A 16041-nucleotide genomic window follows, 5' to 3' on the forward strand; every position below is an offset into this window, starting at 1 on the left:
GCCTTTGAAAAGGGGACATGAATGTGCTTTTTAAAAAAGTTTTAATTGCAAACAGAGGAGAGATTGCACGCAGAGTGATTCGTACGTGCGAGCGGCTGGGCATCGAGACAGTCGCCGTTTATTCCGAGGCTGATGCTGGAATGCCGTTTGTAAAGGAAGCAACAACAGCTGTCTGTGTTGGCCCTGCGCAGGCGAAGAAGAGTTATTTGGATATTGACAATATTATTCAGGCGGCTAAAGAAACGGGAGCGGATGCCATTCACCCGGGCTATGGGTTTTTATCAGAAAACCCTGCGTTTGTACGCAGATGTGAAGAAGAAGGGATTACATTTATCGGTCCGTCTGCCAAAGCAATGGAATTAATGGGCAGCAAAATAGAGGCAAGAGCCAAAATGCAAGAGGCAGGAGTTCCCGTAGTGCCGGGATCCGACGGCCGGTTGCAATCGCTTGAAGAAGCACTCGAACTTGCTGAAGAAATTGGCTATCCGCTGATGTTGAAAGCGAGTGCAGGCGGTGGCGGAATCGGCATGCAGCTGGTCAGCAATGCAGACGAACTAAAAAGTGCCTATGGTTCAACAAGGCAAAAAGCGGAGTCGTTTTTCGGCGATGGAGCACTGTTTCTTGAAAAATGGATTGAAGAACCGCGCCATATTGAAGTGCAGATTGCAGCTGATAAACACGGTCATGTCGTTCATTTATTTGAAAGGGAATGCTCTGTGCAGCGGAGAAATCAAAAAGTGGTAGAAGAAAGCCCATCACCTTATTTGGATGAAAAACTGAGGGAAGAGCTGCTGGAAACGGCTGTTCGCGGAGTCCGGCATATCGGATACAAAAACGTCGGAACGATGGAGTTTATTTTCGACGGGGAAAAAAATTTCTATTTTCTCGAAATGAATACCCGCCTTCAGGTTGAGCACCCGGTCACGGAGGAAATTACAGGGCTTGATTTGGTAGAGCTGCAGCTGAAGCTCGCTGCCGGGGAAGAAATGCCGTTTGAACAGAAAGATATACAAAAGAACGGCCACTCTATTGAATGCCGCTTATATGCCGAAGATCCTAAAACTTATTTTCCATCACCCGGAACAATTCAGCGTTTGGTTTTGCCTAAAGAAGCCAGGCTCGATTTTGCCATTGAAGAAGGGAGCCAAGTTACTCCTTTCTATGATCCGATGATCGGAAAAATTATCGTCCACGCAAACACCCGTGACCAGGCCATTGATAAAATGGCGGAGGCCCTAAGCCGGCTTGAGGTGGAAGGCATCACAACAAACCGTGAGCTGCTCAGCGATATCATGGACAATGACAGCTTCAAAAAAGGCCAATATACTACGAAATTTTTGGGTGAATTTCAGAAAGTACGGAAGTAGGTGAAGAAGTGGTTAAAGTCGATCTGAACTGTGATATGGGTGAAAGCTTTGCCCTCTACGAGCTGGGAAATGACGAGGAAATGATGAAATATATTACTTCCGCCAATATTGCCTGCGGATTTCACGCTGGAGATCCATCAGTCATGAGAAAGACGATTGAATTGGCAAAAGAGCATGGGGTTGCAATCGGAGCACACCCCGGATTTCCGGACCTGCTCGGTTTTGGACGCAGATATATGACTTGTACTGCCCGGGAAGTAAAAGATTATATCACCTATCAAACTGGGGCATTACGGGAGTTTGCACGCGCAGCGGATGCAGAAATCCAGCACTGCAAGCCCCACGGGGCATTATTTATGAAAGCGATGGAAGATAAAGAGATTGCGAGGGCTGTCCTTGAAGCCATTCATGATATAAACCCGGACACGATTGTTTTCGCCCTGAACAATTCTGAAGTATGGGAACAGGCGAATCAGATGGGAATTCCCGTAGCGTTGGAGACATATTCAGACCGGGAACACACAGAAAATGGTTCAATTGTTCTGACGAGGAAAGGTTCTGCTATTCAGGATTATAATGAAATGGCTCAACGGGTTGTACGTATGGTTAAAGAAGGAAAAGTAACTACGCATGATGGAAAAGAAGCTTCACTGAAGGCTCAGACTGTCTGCATACACGGGGATACGCCGGGGGCGCCAGCGCTTGCCAAAGCAATTGTCCAGGCCCTGAAAGATAATGATGTGCAAATTGTCCCTATAAGGGAGATTATTTAGGAAGTTACACAATCTCAACAGTCAAAGGCACGCAGGATGGGCGGTGTGTACGTTTCCGTTCATCCGGCACTATGTAAACTACTAAAGGAGTGCTACCAGTGAAACTAGAAAACTCTCATACGTTTAAAGGTGTTTCCGCCGAAACACTTTGGAAAACCCTTCAAAATAAGGAGGTGTTGCGCGGGGCTTTGCCGGGATGCAAAACTTTTGATGAAGTGGAACCGGATGTCTATGATGCCGAGCTCGGAATTAGTGTCGGCCCTGTCAAAGGGGTATTCACGGCTGAAGTCCGTCAGGTGGAAAAAAGGGAACCGGAATTTTACAAGCTGCTTGTCCATGGTAAAGGAAAACCTGGTGAAATTGATGCAACCGCTGACATGAGCATAGAAGAATCAGAGGCAGGAGCCATACTTACCTGCGTGGCTGATGTAAAAGTCACGGGAATGCTTGCTTCTGTAGGTCAGCGGGTCATGGGCGGTGTTGCCAAGCTTTTGCTGGGGCAGTTCTTCAAAGATATTGAGAAAGCAACAAAATCACACGCCAACCTGTAACAGATCATTTATATGGAGGAGGAACGGTTCATGACAGACAATAAAATGAAGGTGACAATGACCGTGAACGGCCGGGAAAGGAGTGCGGATGCTGAGCCCAGAACGCTCCTGGTCCACTTTTTGCGTGAGCAGCTCGGCTTGACCGGAACACATATCGGCTGTGATACGACCCAATGCGGAAACTGTACCGTATTGGTTGACGGCCAAGCAGTTAAATCATGCACAACACTTGCCGTACAGGCGGACGGATCAGAAATTACAACAGTTGAAGGGCTGGGAACTGCTGATAACCTTCACCCGATTCAGCAGGGATTTTGGGAAGAACACGGACTTCAATGCGGTTATTGCACGTCAGGTGTAATGATGGACATGGTGGGCCTATTAAAAGAAAACCCAAATCCGACAGAGGAAGAGATCCGGCAAGGCCTGGAAGGCGTCATCTGCAGATGTACCGGTTATCAATTCATCGTTAAAGCCGTTCAGAGAGCAGTTGAAATTATCAAGGAATCCGGTCAGCCTATTTCAGAAAAACAAGTTGCTGGGGAGGTGCGCTCATAATGGCAAATGTTGTTGGTGAGCGTTTGATAAGGAAAGAAGACCCCAAGCTGATTACGGGGTCAGGTACGTTTTTTGATGACATTCAATTGCCGGGCATGCTCCATGCCGCTATTTTAAGAAGCCCTCATGCACATGCAAAGATCAAAAGTGTCAATGTAGAAAAAGCTTTGGAAGTTCCGGGAGTAGTAAAAATTTATACCGGGAAAGATCTGCAAGGCAGGATTGGCAGAATCCCTTCTTCATGGCTGGTTCCTGATGCCGATTTGAAAGAGGCTCCACAATATCCTTTGGCAATCGATCGTGCCCGTTACGTTGGCGATGGAATTGCCCTGCTGATTGCTGAGGACAGATATATTGCAAGGGATGCGCTGGATTTAATAGAGGTAGACTATGAAGTGCTTCCTGCAGTGGCTCACCAGGAAAAAGCGATGGAAGACGGGGCACCGCTCGTTCACGATGATGTGGAAGGGAATATCGCTCTCCATTGGAAAGCAGGAGAAGTTCCCCAAGAGGTGTTTGACCAGGCGGAAGTGGTTGTAAAGGAAACATTCCATGTTCAGCGGGTGGCGCCGAGTGCGATGGAGACAAGGGCATCCATCGGTCAATATCATCCGGCTACCGGTGAGTTGACACTGTATATTTCATCACAGAATCCTCATATTCACCGAATGGTTTTATCTGAAGTGCTTGATATTTCGGAAGCGAAACTCCGGGTCATCGTTCCGGACATGGGCGGAGGTTTTGGAGGGAAAATTGGTGTTTACCCGGATGAAGCATTGATTGGCTATGCAGCGCGTGATCTTCAGCAGCCGATTAAATGGATTGAGACACGCAGTGAACATTTCATGGCATCCAACCACGGGCGCGATGAAATCATTACGGTCGAATTGGCAGGAAGCCGTGATGGAAAGTTTTCGGCCATCCGTGTAAAGAATATCGCCAATATGGGTGCATACCTGTCTACAATGGGTCCTGGAGTGCCAACGATCGACTTCGGCCTCATGATTACGGGGGCTTATGATATTCCTCAGGCTGCAGCTGAATCATACGGTGTCTATACCAATACAACTCCTACAGACGCTTATCGCGGCGCAGGGAAGCCTGAAGCGACTTATCAGATTGAAAGAATCGTAGACTTGTATGCCAGAGAAATTGGCATGGATCCGGTTGAACTCCGAAAAAAGAATTTCGTGCCGAAAGAATCATTCCCCTATACGAATGCCATGACACTGGTATATGACAGCGGGGACTATGAAAAGCCTTTGAGGAAAGCGCTTGAAATGATTGACTATGAAAAACTCCGCCAAGAGCAAAAGGAAAAGCGGAAAGAAGGCAAACTCCTGGGCATCGGGTTCTGTACATACGTGGAATTGTGTGGATTTGGACCGTCCGAAGTTGCCGGTGCCATCGGGTTCCAAGGCGGAATCTGGGAAAACTCAACAGTTCGCGTCAGCCCGCATGGGAAAGTAACGGTTTTTGCCGGAACTTCTCCTCACGGTCAAGGCCATGCGACCACTTTTGCCCAAATTGTTGCAGATAAGCTGGGCGTTCCGATGGAAGACATCGAATTGGTCTTCAATGATACTGAAAAAGTTTCCCAGGGCTGGGGTACGTATGGATCCCGTTCAACTGCAGTCGGGGGAGGAGCTGTCGCCATTGCTGCTCAACGCGTAGTTGATAAAGCGACAAAGATAGCTGCCCACGAACTGGAAGTTTCCACAGAGGACATTGAATTTGAAAATGGTGTATTTAAGGTGAAAGGCGTTCCGGGCCGCGAGCGTACCTTCCAGGAAATTGCAAAATCTGCCAACTATGCCTGGAACCTGCCTGAAGGAATAGAGCCGTCTTTGGAGTGCCAGGCATTCTTTAATCCTGAAAACTTTGTCTATCCGTTTGGTACCCACGTGGCGGTTGTAGAGATCGATGAAGAAACAGGAGTCGTGGAGTTAAAGCGTTATATTGCTGTGGATGATGTGGGACGAGTCATTAACCCGCTTACAGCCACCGGACAGGTACATGGCGGAATTGCACAGGGGGCAGGACAAGCCATGTGGGAAGGCATTGTCTACAATGAGGAAGGCCAGCTGATGTCCGGTACCTTCATGGACTACACGATGCCAAAAGCCCGTTTCTTCCCTGAAATAGAAAATGCCTTCACTGAAACATTGTCGCCTGTCAACCCGATCGGAGCTAAAGGTGTAGGGGAAACAGGTACAACTGCTTCCATTGCAGCCGTTATGAATGCTGCAGTAGATGCCCTATCACCATATGGTGTTACAGATATCGACATGCCGCTTAAACCAGAAAGAGTTTGGAAGATCATTCAGAAGGGGAGGGAACAAGCATGATTCCTGCTAATTTTGATTATGTTCGTGCTGAATCCGTTGATCATGCTATTCAACTGCTCCAGGAGAGTGACGGAGAAGGAAAACTGATTGCCGGCGGGCACAGCCTGCTCCCTTTGATGAAATTCAGGCTGACCGAGCCCGGAACTTTAATTGATATCAGCCGGATTTCAGAGCTTAAAAGTGTTAAGAAAGAAGGTGACCGTGTCGTTGTCGGAGCGATGGTGACGCATCGCGATGCGGCAAACGATCCGGTGATTAAAGAGTATATTCCTTCCCTGGCCTCTGCTGCAGGTCAAATAGGTGATATGCAAGTCAGAAACAGAGGAACGGTAGGCGGGAACATCGCTCATGCGGACCCTGCTGCTGACCTTCCTGCCCCGGCCATTGTTCTGGATGCCCAAATTACGATTCAGGGTGAAGATGGAGAGGAAACAATGGATCTCGATAGTTTCATTCTTGGGCCTCTGATCACGATGATGCCGGAAAACAGTGTAGTGACGAAAGTATCGTTTGCTATTCCGCCATCTCATACGAAACAAACATACCTGAAATACTTCCATCCGGCATCCGGATATCCTGTAGTGGGTGTGGCCGCAGTTGCCGGCACGGATGAAGATGGAAAAATTGATTACATTCGCGTAGGAATTACAGGGGCCGGAGACAAAGTTTTCAGGGCAACTTCAGTGGAAGAAGCCTTAATGGGTCAGGTTCCCTCAGAATCTGTCATTGATTCGGCATCCGGCCTTGCTGCGGATGACGGCGACATGGGAAGCGACTTATTCGCGTCCGAAGAGTACCGTGAACAACTCTGCAGAGTATATACAGCACGCGCATTGAAATCTGTATTATTGTAATATGTTTTTCGCCAGCTGCCCCGCTTGAGCCCCCAAGGTGAGGCCGATTCCCTGCAGAGGCATACTTCCGCGGAATCACCGGATGCTCACGGGGCCGGCAGGCTATTTACTTTTATACTCAGGGACCTGCGCTTGATTGGTGCGGTCCCTCAGTTTTTGAACAACATTCTCCAAATGGGGTGATCTTTATCGGACGCCAAGCACAATCCATCGAAGAAGCATTTAAGCAACAAGGGTATATCACTGATCAACCAACATTAACAGCGTTACACCTTGTAACAGCGCTGAATAAGCCGCTGCTGATCGAAGGCCCGGCAGGTGTAGGCAAGACAGAACTGGCGAAGGTGCTGGCCAAATCCTTGAATACTCGGCTCATCCGGCTGCAGTGTTATGAGGGATTGGACGCGAGTTCAGCTTTATATGAATGGAATTACGCAAAACAAATGCTCCATATCCGTTTGACTGAAAATAGTGAAGACTCCATTGAAGAAAAAGAAGCATCTATATTCAGTGAACCTTTCCTCCTCACACGCCCCATTCTGGATGCCATGACAGATGAGCATGCCTCTCCGGTTCTTCTCATTGATGAAGTAGACAGGGCGGACGAGGAGTTTGAAGCGTTTCTGCTGGAAGCTCTTGCCGAATTTCAGGTTACCATTCCTGAGTTGGGCACGATTCAAGCAAAATATCCGCCCTATGTCATCTTAACTTCCAACCGGACACGCGAACTGAGTGATGCCTTGCGCAGACGCTGCCTGTATCAATGGGTGTCCTATCCGGATTTTGAGAAAGAGTCTGCCATCCTGCATGCACGTATACCTGATATGAATAAAAAATTAACGGAACAGATTGTCCGCATGATGCAAACGATCCGAAACATGCCGCTTTCCAAAATTCCCGGTATAGCGGAAAGCCTTGATTGGGCATATGCGCTGATGGCATTGAACCAAAGCGAACTCGATAAGGAAGCGGTTCTTCAAACGCTGGGTTGTTTCATTAAAGATCAGGAAGACTGGCAAGCCGTTGAAAAAGAAATCAGGCAAGGGAACCTGCTTTCTTTGGCTAAGGAATAAGGGAGGGATGGCTTATTCCAACCAGAACGCTTTCCAACAAAATTCTTGAGCTTTGCAGACTTTTGCGCGAACGGGGTTTCTTGATCGGCCCGCAGGAAACAATGGACAGCATCCGTGCGGCTGAATCGGTCCATATTTTTGACAAAGAGCAGTTTAAAACGGCCTTAAGGCTTGTTCTGTGCTCCCGAAAGGAAGATCAGCCTATATTCGATTATGCTTTTAAGGAAGTTTTTTCCAATACGAAAGAAAATAGGACAAGTGACAATCTCCTTCATTATTTAACAGATGAAGGGAATAAGGCAAAGCCGACAAAAGAAACAACAGAGCAGAGAAATCCGCAAGAAGAAAAGGAAAAGGAAAAATCACATAAAAATAAACAGCCTCTTGCCGCCAGCATTCCCGGGAAAAACACATCAGGCGGGGAGACAGGCGGCGGTGAGAAGCGCAAGGTCTCTTGGTTTGCTTCCAATACAATCCTAAAGCAGGCAGATGAATTTCAAGCATTCATCCCGCACGATGAGTTGGAAGTTATGAAGCAAGCCGCGAAAATGCTGGTCAAAAAAATATCACTGACACGGGGACATACGTACCAGACAGCCAAAAAAGGGACGAGACCGGATATTCGCAAGACGATGCGGGACAGTCTTCAGACAGGCGGTTATCCTGTCCATTTGTATTGGAAAAACAGAAAGAGGCACAGCGCCAAATTTGTTTTACTTTGTGATGCCAGCCGTTCCATGTCTATATATGCACAGCGGTTCCTACAGTTTGCATATGCATTATCCACCTGTACAAAACATGTTGAAGTATTTCTGTTTTCAACGAAAATAAAAAGAGTAACGGAACAGCTGCTGGAACGACGGGCAGACCTTCCGGTATTGAATCAGCTGGGAGACTCATGGGGCGGCGGAACATGTATCGGGGAATCTATTTATTCCTTTGTCCGGGATAATGGACCGCAAATGCTTCACCGTGATACGGTGGTGTTGATCGCCAGTGACGGCCTCGATGCCGGGGATATTAGCCACATGGCATGGTCGATGAGGGAAATCCACAAAAGAACTGCAGCTGTTTTATGGCTGAATCCGCTTTTGGCAATCGAAGGCTATGAACCGACTGCGCGGGGGATGAAGGCAGCATTGCCGTTTATTGACCTTTTTATCGAAGCATCTGACGCACAATCATTCATGAGACTTGCAAAAAAAGTGAAGATCAGGAGGTAAAAAAATGGCTGAAAATGAACAAATCATACAAGCCGTCGCCGATACAAAGGCAAAAGGGGTCCGGGCTGCCCTTGCAACGGTTGTCCGCGTATATGGATCTGCCTACCGCCGGGAAGGGGCAAAAATGCTCATTGATGAAAATGAACAAATGACAGGAATGGTCTCAGGCGGCTGTCTGGAAGCGGATGTCGGAGAAGTAGCCAAGCAGGTCATCAGTTCAGGAGTACCCATGCTAAAAACCTATGACATGGATGAAGATCTTGTGTGGGGGCTCGGCCTTGGCTGTCCGGGAACAGTCGATATTTATATTGAACCGGTTCCACAAGAACAAGACGATGCGTTTGATCAATGGCTGGCAAGCATTACTGAAGAACAAACCTGCGCGCTTGCGACCGTTTTAAAAGAGGAAGGGGTTGCTGAGCGGATATTTATTCCTCAAACAGGAGCGCCAGTTGGAAGCTTTCATGAGCTAGGTGTACAGGACCGGGCCATTACATTGGCCCGGCAAAAGATGAAGGAGAAAAATCCATTGTCGTCTTCGCAGGCCTTTACTGCAGATACAGGGGAAGAGATCAATGTATTTATTGATATATATGTTCCACCTGCTGAACTGATCATATTTGGTGCAGGACATGATGCCATTCCAGTGGCCAAGTATGCCGTATCCCTTGGATGGAAAACAACCGTTGTAGATCCCAGGCCCTACTACAATACAGAGGAAAGGTTTCCGGGTACGAAGAGAATCCTTGTGGACACTTCCAAGTTTGAAAGTGAAGTCCAGATTAAGCCGCATACCTATGTCATCGTCATGAACCATCATATCGAAAGAGACAGGGAAACACTTAAGTTTGTTGTGCCTTCAGCTGCTCCGTATATCGGTGTACTGGGTCCGCGCAAACGGCGCAATAGGATGATGGAAGCCATTCAAGAAGAAGGAATCAAGTTTACAGAAGAGCTGCTTGAAAGAATGCACAGCCCGATCGGTCTGGACATCGGTTCAGAATCTCCTGAGGAAATTGCCATTAGTATTGTGGCTGAAATCATTGCTATTCAAAAAGGACATGAAGGCGGCTTTTTAGATGGGTCACATACGATCCACTCCGTTTCGAAAACTGCCGATTAAAAGGTGGGTAAGGCTATGAAGGACGAGAATATAGGGGCAATTATTCTTGCTGCAGGTACAGCATCCAGAATGGGAACAGCCAAGCAACTGCTGAACCTGGGAGAAAAGCCTATGCTGGCACGTGTCATTGATTTAGTCTTGACAGAAAATTTTTCTGAGGTTATCGCTGTAATCGGACATGAAGCAAATAAAATCCAAGAAACAATTCCTGTACCGGATGTGCGTTTTCGCTGGGTAATCAACGAAAACTATCCTATGGGACAGGGAACCTCCTTGAAGCAGGGAATGAGCCAAATCAGCAAACACCATTCAAGCGCAATGGTATTTCTAGGTGATCTCCCGTTTATTTCCCGACAAACGATCCACGGAATTTATGAGCTGGGGAAATCCATGCTGAAAGACCATGGAGAGCCTTTTGTTGTACAGCCGAGCTATCAAGGTACAGCAGGCCACCCTGTCTTTTTTGGAAAAATGAATTCTAAATGGTTCGAGGAAGTTCAAGGGGATCAGGGAGCAAAAGCGATCATGAGCAAATTCAAGGTTAAGAAGAGGCTGCCGATGGAGGACCGAGGCATTTTGTTTGATATCGATACGCCTGAAGCCTATAAAAGGGCATTGAAATCGTTCGAAAAATCTTGATATAAGAGTTATAATATAAAGAAAAAGACGGGCATTTGATGCCGAGACCGGCTAGATGAGCCAATGGCATGACTTTCTCCCATCCCGTTTTTGTTGTAGCACAAAAGTGTTGTTTTCGATTTACGATACAAAAATATCCGGATAGTCATTCCTTTATATATAGAAATACCGTTGGCCTTGAACAGGAGTGGTCTCTTGATTCGTTGGAAAGATGTTCTTAAACCGATTACTGCAGTGGTGAATCATGGTCATTCGATCAAAGCTGCTATACAGTGCCTAACCAGTCAGAATACAGACATTGCTTTTATAGAAAATCAGGGATCTCTGATCGGATATGTAACGACTCACTGTTTACTTGAACAGATTGATGTAGGACAAAGCATAGAAGAGCCTATCCGATATAAGAATGATATATTAAAAGTTCCCGACACGATCCCAGTCGAATTTTTCCATAATGTCTCCATGGTGATAGGTGTTGACAGTCAAGGCGGAATCTCCGGATATAGTACGATTCAGCACGCCCGCAACCGCATCAACGAGTTGGAACTGATTCAATTAAATGAGATGATACATGGGGCCGGCGTTGGAATGGTCAGGGTAAACAACAAGTTTGAAATCGAATTCATGAATGAAACTGCAGAAAGCATACTGGGGATGCCAAGGTCCTTTCTCATGTCCCGAAATTACAAGAAGCTAATGACGACGGAAAAAGACTTGCATAGAGTTCTTGAAGGAGAAACACTTGTCAGTGTCAACAGCCAAATCAACTTTAAGCAATTGAGCGGCGACTTTTATCCGTTGAGCACGGATGGGAAAATAACGGGATTTGTACATATGTTTTATCTTCGGGAAGACTTTGAGGAAGCGGTTCAAGAGCTGGACTTTGTCCGCCATTTGTATTCTGACCTTCAGGCTGTCTATGATTCTTCCAATGAACAGATCTTGGTTATTGATGAAAAAGGGATCATTTTGAGGGTTGCCGGTAAGTTTTTAAATGATTTTTGGGAAACGGGGCAAGCGGAGAACATTATTGGAAAGCACATCGGCGAGTTTTCGAAAGAGTTTCAGCCCAATATATTTGATTTATGTGTAACTCAGAAGAAAAAAGTAACCTCCATACAAGAGTCCCATCATCGCACCCGAATATGGTCTGTGGCGACGCCAGTCTACCATGAAGGAAAGCTGGAGAAAGTGGTGATCCTTTCAAGGGATATCACTCCGACCGAATCGGTATATGCTAATAAAGAGAGGGATCGAAAGGAAGATTCTCAGGCATCCAAAACAGAAAAAAGAGAGTTAATTTACCGGTCAGATAAAATTGCCTCTCTGCTTGAAAATTTGCACAGAGCAGCCAAGATGAGCTCTACGATCCTGCTTGAAGGGGAGTCAGGAGTGGGCAAAGAGGTTTTTGCTCGTGAAATTCATACGGCCAGTCCTAGACAAGACCATCCATTTATCAGAGTAAACTGTGGCGCCATTCCGGAACAATTAATAGAGAGCGAACTTTTCGGTTATGAAAAAGGAGCTTTTACAGGAGCAGATCATAAAGGAAAAGCCGGTTTGTTTGAGCTTGCCCATACGGGAACGATTTTCTTGGATGAAATCGGGGATCTGCCGCTAAATATGCAGGTGAAATTGCTCAGAGTCATCCAGGAACGGGAAATTGTCCGCATTGGCGGGACTTCTACCATTCCTGTTGATGTACGGATCATCGCCGCTACGAATAAAGATTTGAAAGCCATGGTGGCCGATGGTAAGTTTCGTGAAGATCTATTTTACCGGCTGAATGTTATTCCGTTCCAAATCCCTCCTTTGCGTGAAAGAAAAGAAGATATCTTTCCGCTGGCCGTCTATTTTTTGGAGAGCTTCAAGCGGAAATATCATATCAATAAAAGTTACACTCCTGATGCTATTTCCGTGTTGGAGACGTATGGGTGGCCGGGAAATGTCAGGGAATTGGAAAATATTGTAGAACGGTTGATTGTATTAAGCAGTGAAGAATGGATTGACCGGGATATCGTCTTGAAAGTGCTTTATGGGGACAGCGATAAAGTGAAAAAGCCACCGCTCGTTCTGGAACTCATGCCAATGAAAGAGGCGGTGGCCGAATTGGAAATGCAATTGATTGAACTTGGCATGAAGAAATATGGGACGGCCGCAAAAGTGTCGGAAATATTAGGAGTCAGCCCCGCTACAATCAGCAGAAGAATGAAGAAGATCAAGAAATAAGAGGTGGTCCTTTGTTTACATTGCCTGAGACAAACTTCCACTTTGGCGGCGACGAGTACATTTATGCTGAAATTTCAAGCGATATGAGAGTTGAGAGTAATTTTAAGGCCTTGGCCGTTACTGCCGAGCTGAGAAAAAGAAATATACCAGGCATTATTGATATCGCCTCCTCGAATGCTTCTTATCTTGTCCGCTATAATCCTGATATGATTTCTGCAAGAGACTTGCTGGATTATTTGCGTGAAATCGATTTAACGAAAAGTGATCCAAAAGAACTGAATCTATCTGTAAGGATGGTCGAAATTCCAGTCTGGTATGACGATCCGATTACACGGGAGTATTCCCGGCGTTTTAAAAACCGCCATGAGTCTCCGGAACTGACGAACTTTGAGTATGTGATGCGCTATAATGGCTTTCATGATAAAGAAGCATTCATAGAAAAGCATTCCAGTACCCCCTATTTGATTACTATGGTAGGGTTTCTTCCCGGAACGGCCTGGCATTTTCCGCTGGGTGTAGAAAAGAGCGATATGATCCAGGCACCCAAGTATGCCAGCCCGCGAACCCAGACACCCGCCCGGAGCATAGGGATCGGAGGAGCATTTAATGTCATATACCCAGTGAACGGGTCCGGAAGCTATCAGCTCATCGGTATGTCCGCCGTCCCCGTAACAGATATTGAAAATCTTTTGCCTCAGGTCGATTCGCATTTTTTGGCCAGGCCCGGAGATATATGGAAATACCGCCCGATTGACGAGTCCGAATATAAGCAGATCCGAGCGGATGTTGAAGCAGAAACGTTCACCTACCGGATTAAACAGATTGAACTTTCCCCTTTGGAGTACGTGGAAAAAGGGAACGACTATATTCGTGAACTGACAGGAGACTTTTAACATGATTCATATTATAGAGCCCGGATTATGGACTACGGTTCAGGACTTGGGCCGGCTGGGAAACTATCATTTAGGAGTGCCGCCTTCAGGAGCTGCCGACAAGTTTTCATTCATTGCCGGTAATTTGCTTGTCGGGAATCCGGTTGATTTTCCGGGACTGGAACTGACGTTATTCGGCGGGAAAATGATGTTTGAAAAGAACACAGTAATCGCTTTGACCGGAGCTCCCATGCAGGCGAATCTGAACGGCCAAATCATTCCCTTTTGGCAGGCCATTGCAGTAAAAGAAGGCGATACGCTTACTTTGAATGCATGCAGGGAAGGGGTGAAGGCATTTTTATGTGTTTCAGGCGGAATCGATGTACCCGAAGTCCTGGGAAGTAAATCAACTTATGACTTAAGCAAAATTGGGGGATATAAAGGTCGAAAGCTACAAACGGGTGATCGGGTAGATATTCACGAACCCCTTCCGGGCGTGCAAAAACAGATAGGTAAATTTGTTCCGGACGTCTTTATTCCAGCGTTTAAAAGATCGCAGGACATTCGGGTTGTAATGGGAATCAAAGGACAGATGATCAGTGACGGGGGGCTTAAAGCATTCCTCAATTCGGAATGGACCGTCTCTCCCGAATCCAACCGGGTTGCTTACCGCTATAAAGGTGCAAGAGTCTCTTTTATAGAAGAAGAACCGCCTTTCGGCGCGGGAAGCAGCCTGACGAATGTCGTGGATTTTGCCTACCCCATTGGCGGTGTCATGTTTACAAATGAAGAAGAACTGATTGTATTGCATAACGATGCCACAACAGGGGGAGGGTTTGTCACTATCGGAACGGTCATCAGCCAGGATTTGGATCTTATTGCCCAATCACGTCCGATGTCCACTTCCCGGTTTACAGCCATTACGCTCGATCAGGCAGCTGCAGCGCGGAAAGAAAGAAATGAAAAATTGGCACAGCTGGAAGATTTATTAAAAAAATAAAGGAAAGGTGATCAAACATGGGTACTTGCAATATTGACCACTCCAAAAATGATGTTATGGCGAAACTCAAAAGCCAGCAGGAGTTTCTGCCGGAAAACCTTGCAGCAGAGCTGAAGCAATTTTTGCAAAGCGATCAGGAGCAGGAAACGCTGAATGAAGTCTTTCATTTGCTGAAAAAATATGATTTGGCTTCAGAAGAAGAAAGAGCTGAGAGAGATAAAAAATTAAAAGCGATTATATAAACAATAAAGGCGGCCTTTATGGCTGCCTTTCTTTTTAGCTGAAAATTAGGTTAACCCGTTGTAATGGCGGTTTATATTTCACCAGTCAAATGACAGCAGCGAATGATGTGCTATCTACTGGAAATACAATACATACCCGCGGTCTGCCCTTTTTTATGTCTTCTGTTAAATTCCATATTCCTCATCCATCTCCGCGATGACCTCTTTCGTAACTTCCAAAAATTTGTCTACGGCATCCTTTTGAATACTATTTTTCACCGTGACCATATTTAAGGTGGTTGGGATGAATGGATCGGTTAATTCTGCCAAAGGGGGAAGATCAAACCCGACGGTTCTTATAATGGATTTCGGAGGAAATGCCACACCCATTCCGGCATTGACCATTCCTAGCATGGGCAATGTTTCAATTCCCCAGTACATGACCTTTGGTGAAAATCCTCTCTTTTTGCATTCCATAATGATGCTTTCAGAAACATTATATTCAAAGGAGGAATGATGTAAAAGAAAGCTTTCATCCTTTAACTCTTTTAAGCTGACATATTTACGGCCTGCAAGTGGATGATTTGGTGGGAGGGCCACCATCAGAGGTTCTGTTAATAATTTTGTAGTAATTAAATCTTCCCGATCGTAAACATTTCTAACAATGCCTATATCCAATTTATGATAACGAAGGTGTTCCAAAATATTGGGGGTTGAGCCCTCCCGGACATAAGTTGAAATATTGATTGATTGGTCGTTTAACCGCTGAATGACTTCTGGAATTAATGTAAAGTTAGCAACGGTGGCAGACCCTATCATAACACTCCCATGGTATTCCCGTTCAACCTCACGGGCTTCCTTAAGGATGGCTTCGGAGCTCGCCAGCAGTTCCTTCCCTTGTTGATATACAAATTGGCCAGCGTTTGTCAGGAATAGCCGCTTGCCCTTTCTTCTAAACAACTTAATTCCAATTTCTTCCTCAAACTTCTTTAGTAGCATACTTAAAGGCGGCTGTGTCATATTTAAGGCTTTTGCAGCCTCGGACACGGTGCCGTGATCAACAACAGCAATAAAATATTTTAATTTTTGCAGCTCCAATTCCCTCACCTTTATATATTTTATATATATTTCTTAACCTTATTATATATTTTACATTTATATAAATTCAATATATTATAATAAGAACTAGAAATTCTGTCGGGTTTTGCAG

At 45.9% G+C, this 16041-nt stretch carries 15 protein-coding genes; 14 read left to right on the forward strand and 1 reads right to left on the reverse strand.

Annotation, left to right across the window (positions count from 1 at the left end; genetic code table 11):
- Positions 1 to 17: 17 nt before the first annotated feature.
- From ACFSCZ_RS01130 to ACFSCZ_RS01195, 14 genes are all read left to right on the forward strand, one after another.
- On the forward strand, positions 18 to 1367 hold the full coding sequence (locus ACFSCZ_RS01130) for an acetyl-CoA carboxylase biotin carboxylase subunit (RefSeq protein WP_380771696.1): 1350 nt from the start codon (positions 18 to 20) through the stop codon (positions 1365 to 1367).
- An 8-nt stretch (positions 1368 to 1375) separates the two neighbouring features.
- On the forward strand, positions 1376 to 2140 hold the full coding sequence (locus tag ACFSCZ_RS01135) for a LamB/YcsF family protein (protein WP_380771698.1): 765 nt from the start codon (positions 1376 to 1378) through the stop codon (positions 2138 to 2140).
- 98 nt (positions 2141 to 2238) lie between these two features.
- Positions 2239 to 2691, forward strand: coding sequence for a CoxG family protein (locus ACFSCZ_RS01140; protein ID WP_380771700.1), 453 nt, complete (start codon positions 2239 to 2241; stop codon positions 2689 to 2691).
- Between the two features lie 30 nt (positions 2692 to 2721).
- A complete protein-coding gene (locus tag ACFSCZ_RS01145) occupies positions 2722 to 3249 on the forward strand; it encodes a (2Fe-2S)-binding protein (protein WP_380771702.1) in 528 nt (175 codons plus the stop codon).
- The gene (locus tag ACFSCZ_RS01150) at positions 3249 to 5597 is read left to right on the forward strand and encodes a xanthine dehydrogenase family protein molybdopterin-binding subunit (RefSeq protein ID WP_380771703.1); all 2349 of its coding nucleotides are present in this window, start codon (positions 3249 to 3251) and stop codon (positions 5595 to 5597) included. The genes ACFSCZ_RS01145 and ACFSCZ_RS01150 overlap by 1 nt, the downstream gene beginning before the upstream one ends.
- On the forward strand, positions 5594 to 6451 hold the full coding sequence (locus ACFSCZ_RS01155) for an FAD binding domain-containing protein (RefSeq protein WP_380771705.1): 858 nt from the start codon (positions 5594 to 5596) through the stop codon (positions 6449 to 6451). The genes ACFSCZ_RS01150 and ACFSCZ_RS01155 overlap by 4 nt, the downstream gene beginning before the upstream one ends.
- Before the next feature lie 179 nt (positions 6452 to 6630).
- Complete coding sequence (locus ACFSCZ_RS01160) at positions 6631 to 7524, forward strand: AAA family ATPase (protein WP_380771707.1); 894 nt, start codon at positions 6631 to 6633, stop codon at positions 7522 to 7524.
- An 80-nt stretch (positions 7525 to 7604) separates the two neighbouring features.
- Positions 7605 to 8747, forward strand: a complete 1143-nt coding sequence (locus ACFSCZ_RS01165) for a vWA domain-containing protein (RefSeq protein WP_380771709.1) — start codon at positions 7605 to 7607, stop codon at positions 8745 to 8747.
- Positions 8748 to 8751: 4 nt separating this feature from the next.
- Complete coding sequence (locus tag ACFSCZ_RS01170) at positions 8752 to 9870, forward strand: XdhC family protein (RefSeq protein WP_380771711.1); 1119 nt, start codon at positions 8752 to 8754, stop codon at positions 9868 to 9870.
- A 15-nt stretch (positions 9871 to 9885) separates the two neighbouring features.
- Positions 9886 to 10509 carry a nucleotidyltransferase family protein gene (locus ACFSCZ_RS01175; protein ID WP_380771713.1) on the forward strand — a complete coding sequence of 208 codons (624 nt, stop codon included), beginning with the start codon at positions 9886 to 9888 and terminating at the stop codon, positions 10507 to 10509.
- 195 nt (positions 10510 to 10704) lie between these two features.
- Complete coding sequence (locus ACFSCZ_RS01180; protein ID WP_380771715.1) at positions 10705 to 12738, forward strand: sigma 54-interacting transcriptional regulator; 2034 nt, start codon at positions 10705 to 10707, stop codon at positions 12736 to 12738.
- Positions 12739 to 12749: 11 nt separating this feature from the next.
- On the forward strand, positions 12750 to 13631 hold the full coding sequence (locus ACFSCZ_RS01185; RefSeq protein ID WP_380771717.1) for a 5-oxoprolinase subunit B family protein: 882 nt from the start codon (positions 12750 to 12752) through the stop codon (positions 13629 to 13631).
- Position 13632: 1 nt separating this feature from the next.
- Positions 13633 to 14610, forward strand: coding sequence for a 5-oxoprolinase subunit C family protein (locus tag ACFSCZ_RS01190; protein ID WP_380771719.1), 978 nt, complete (start codon positions 13633 to 13635; stop codon positions 14608 to 14610).
- 17 nt (positions 14611 to 14627) lie between these two features.
- Positions 14628 to 14852 carry a hypothetical protein gene (locus ACFSCZ_RS01195; RefSeq protein ID WP_380771721.1) on the forward strand — a complete coding sequence of 75 codons (225 nt, stop codon included), beginning with the start codon at positions 14628 to 14630 and terminating at the stop codon, positions 14850 to 14852.
- Between the two features lie 165 nt (positions 14853 to 15017).
- Here the strand turns inward: ACFSCZ_RS01195 and ACFSCZ_RS01200 are convergent, their stop codons facing one another.
- Positions 15018 to 15929: a LysR family transcriptional regulator gene (locus ACFSCZ_RS01200; protein ID WP_380771723.1), complete on the reverse strand. Its 912-nt coding sequence runs from the start codon at positions 15927 to 15929 to the stop codon at positions 15018 to 15020.
- Positions 15930 to 16041 lie beyond the last annotated feature (112 nt).

It is taken from the genome of Siminovitchia sediminis (genome assembly GCF_042680885.1).
GTDB classification, from domain to species: domain Bacteria; phylum Bacillota; class Bacilli; order Bacillales; family Bacillaceae_C; genus Siminovitchia; species Siminovitchia sediminis.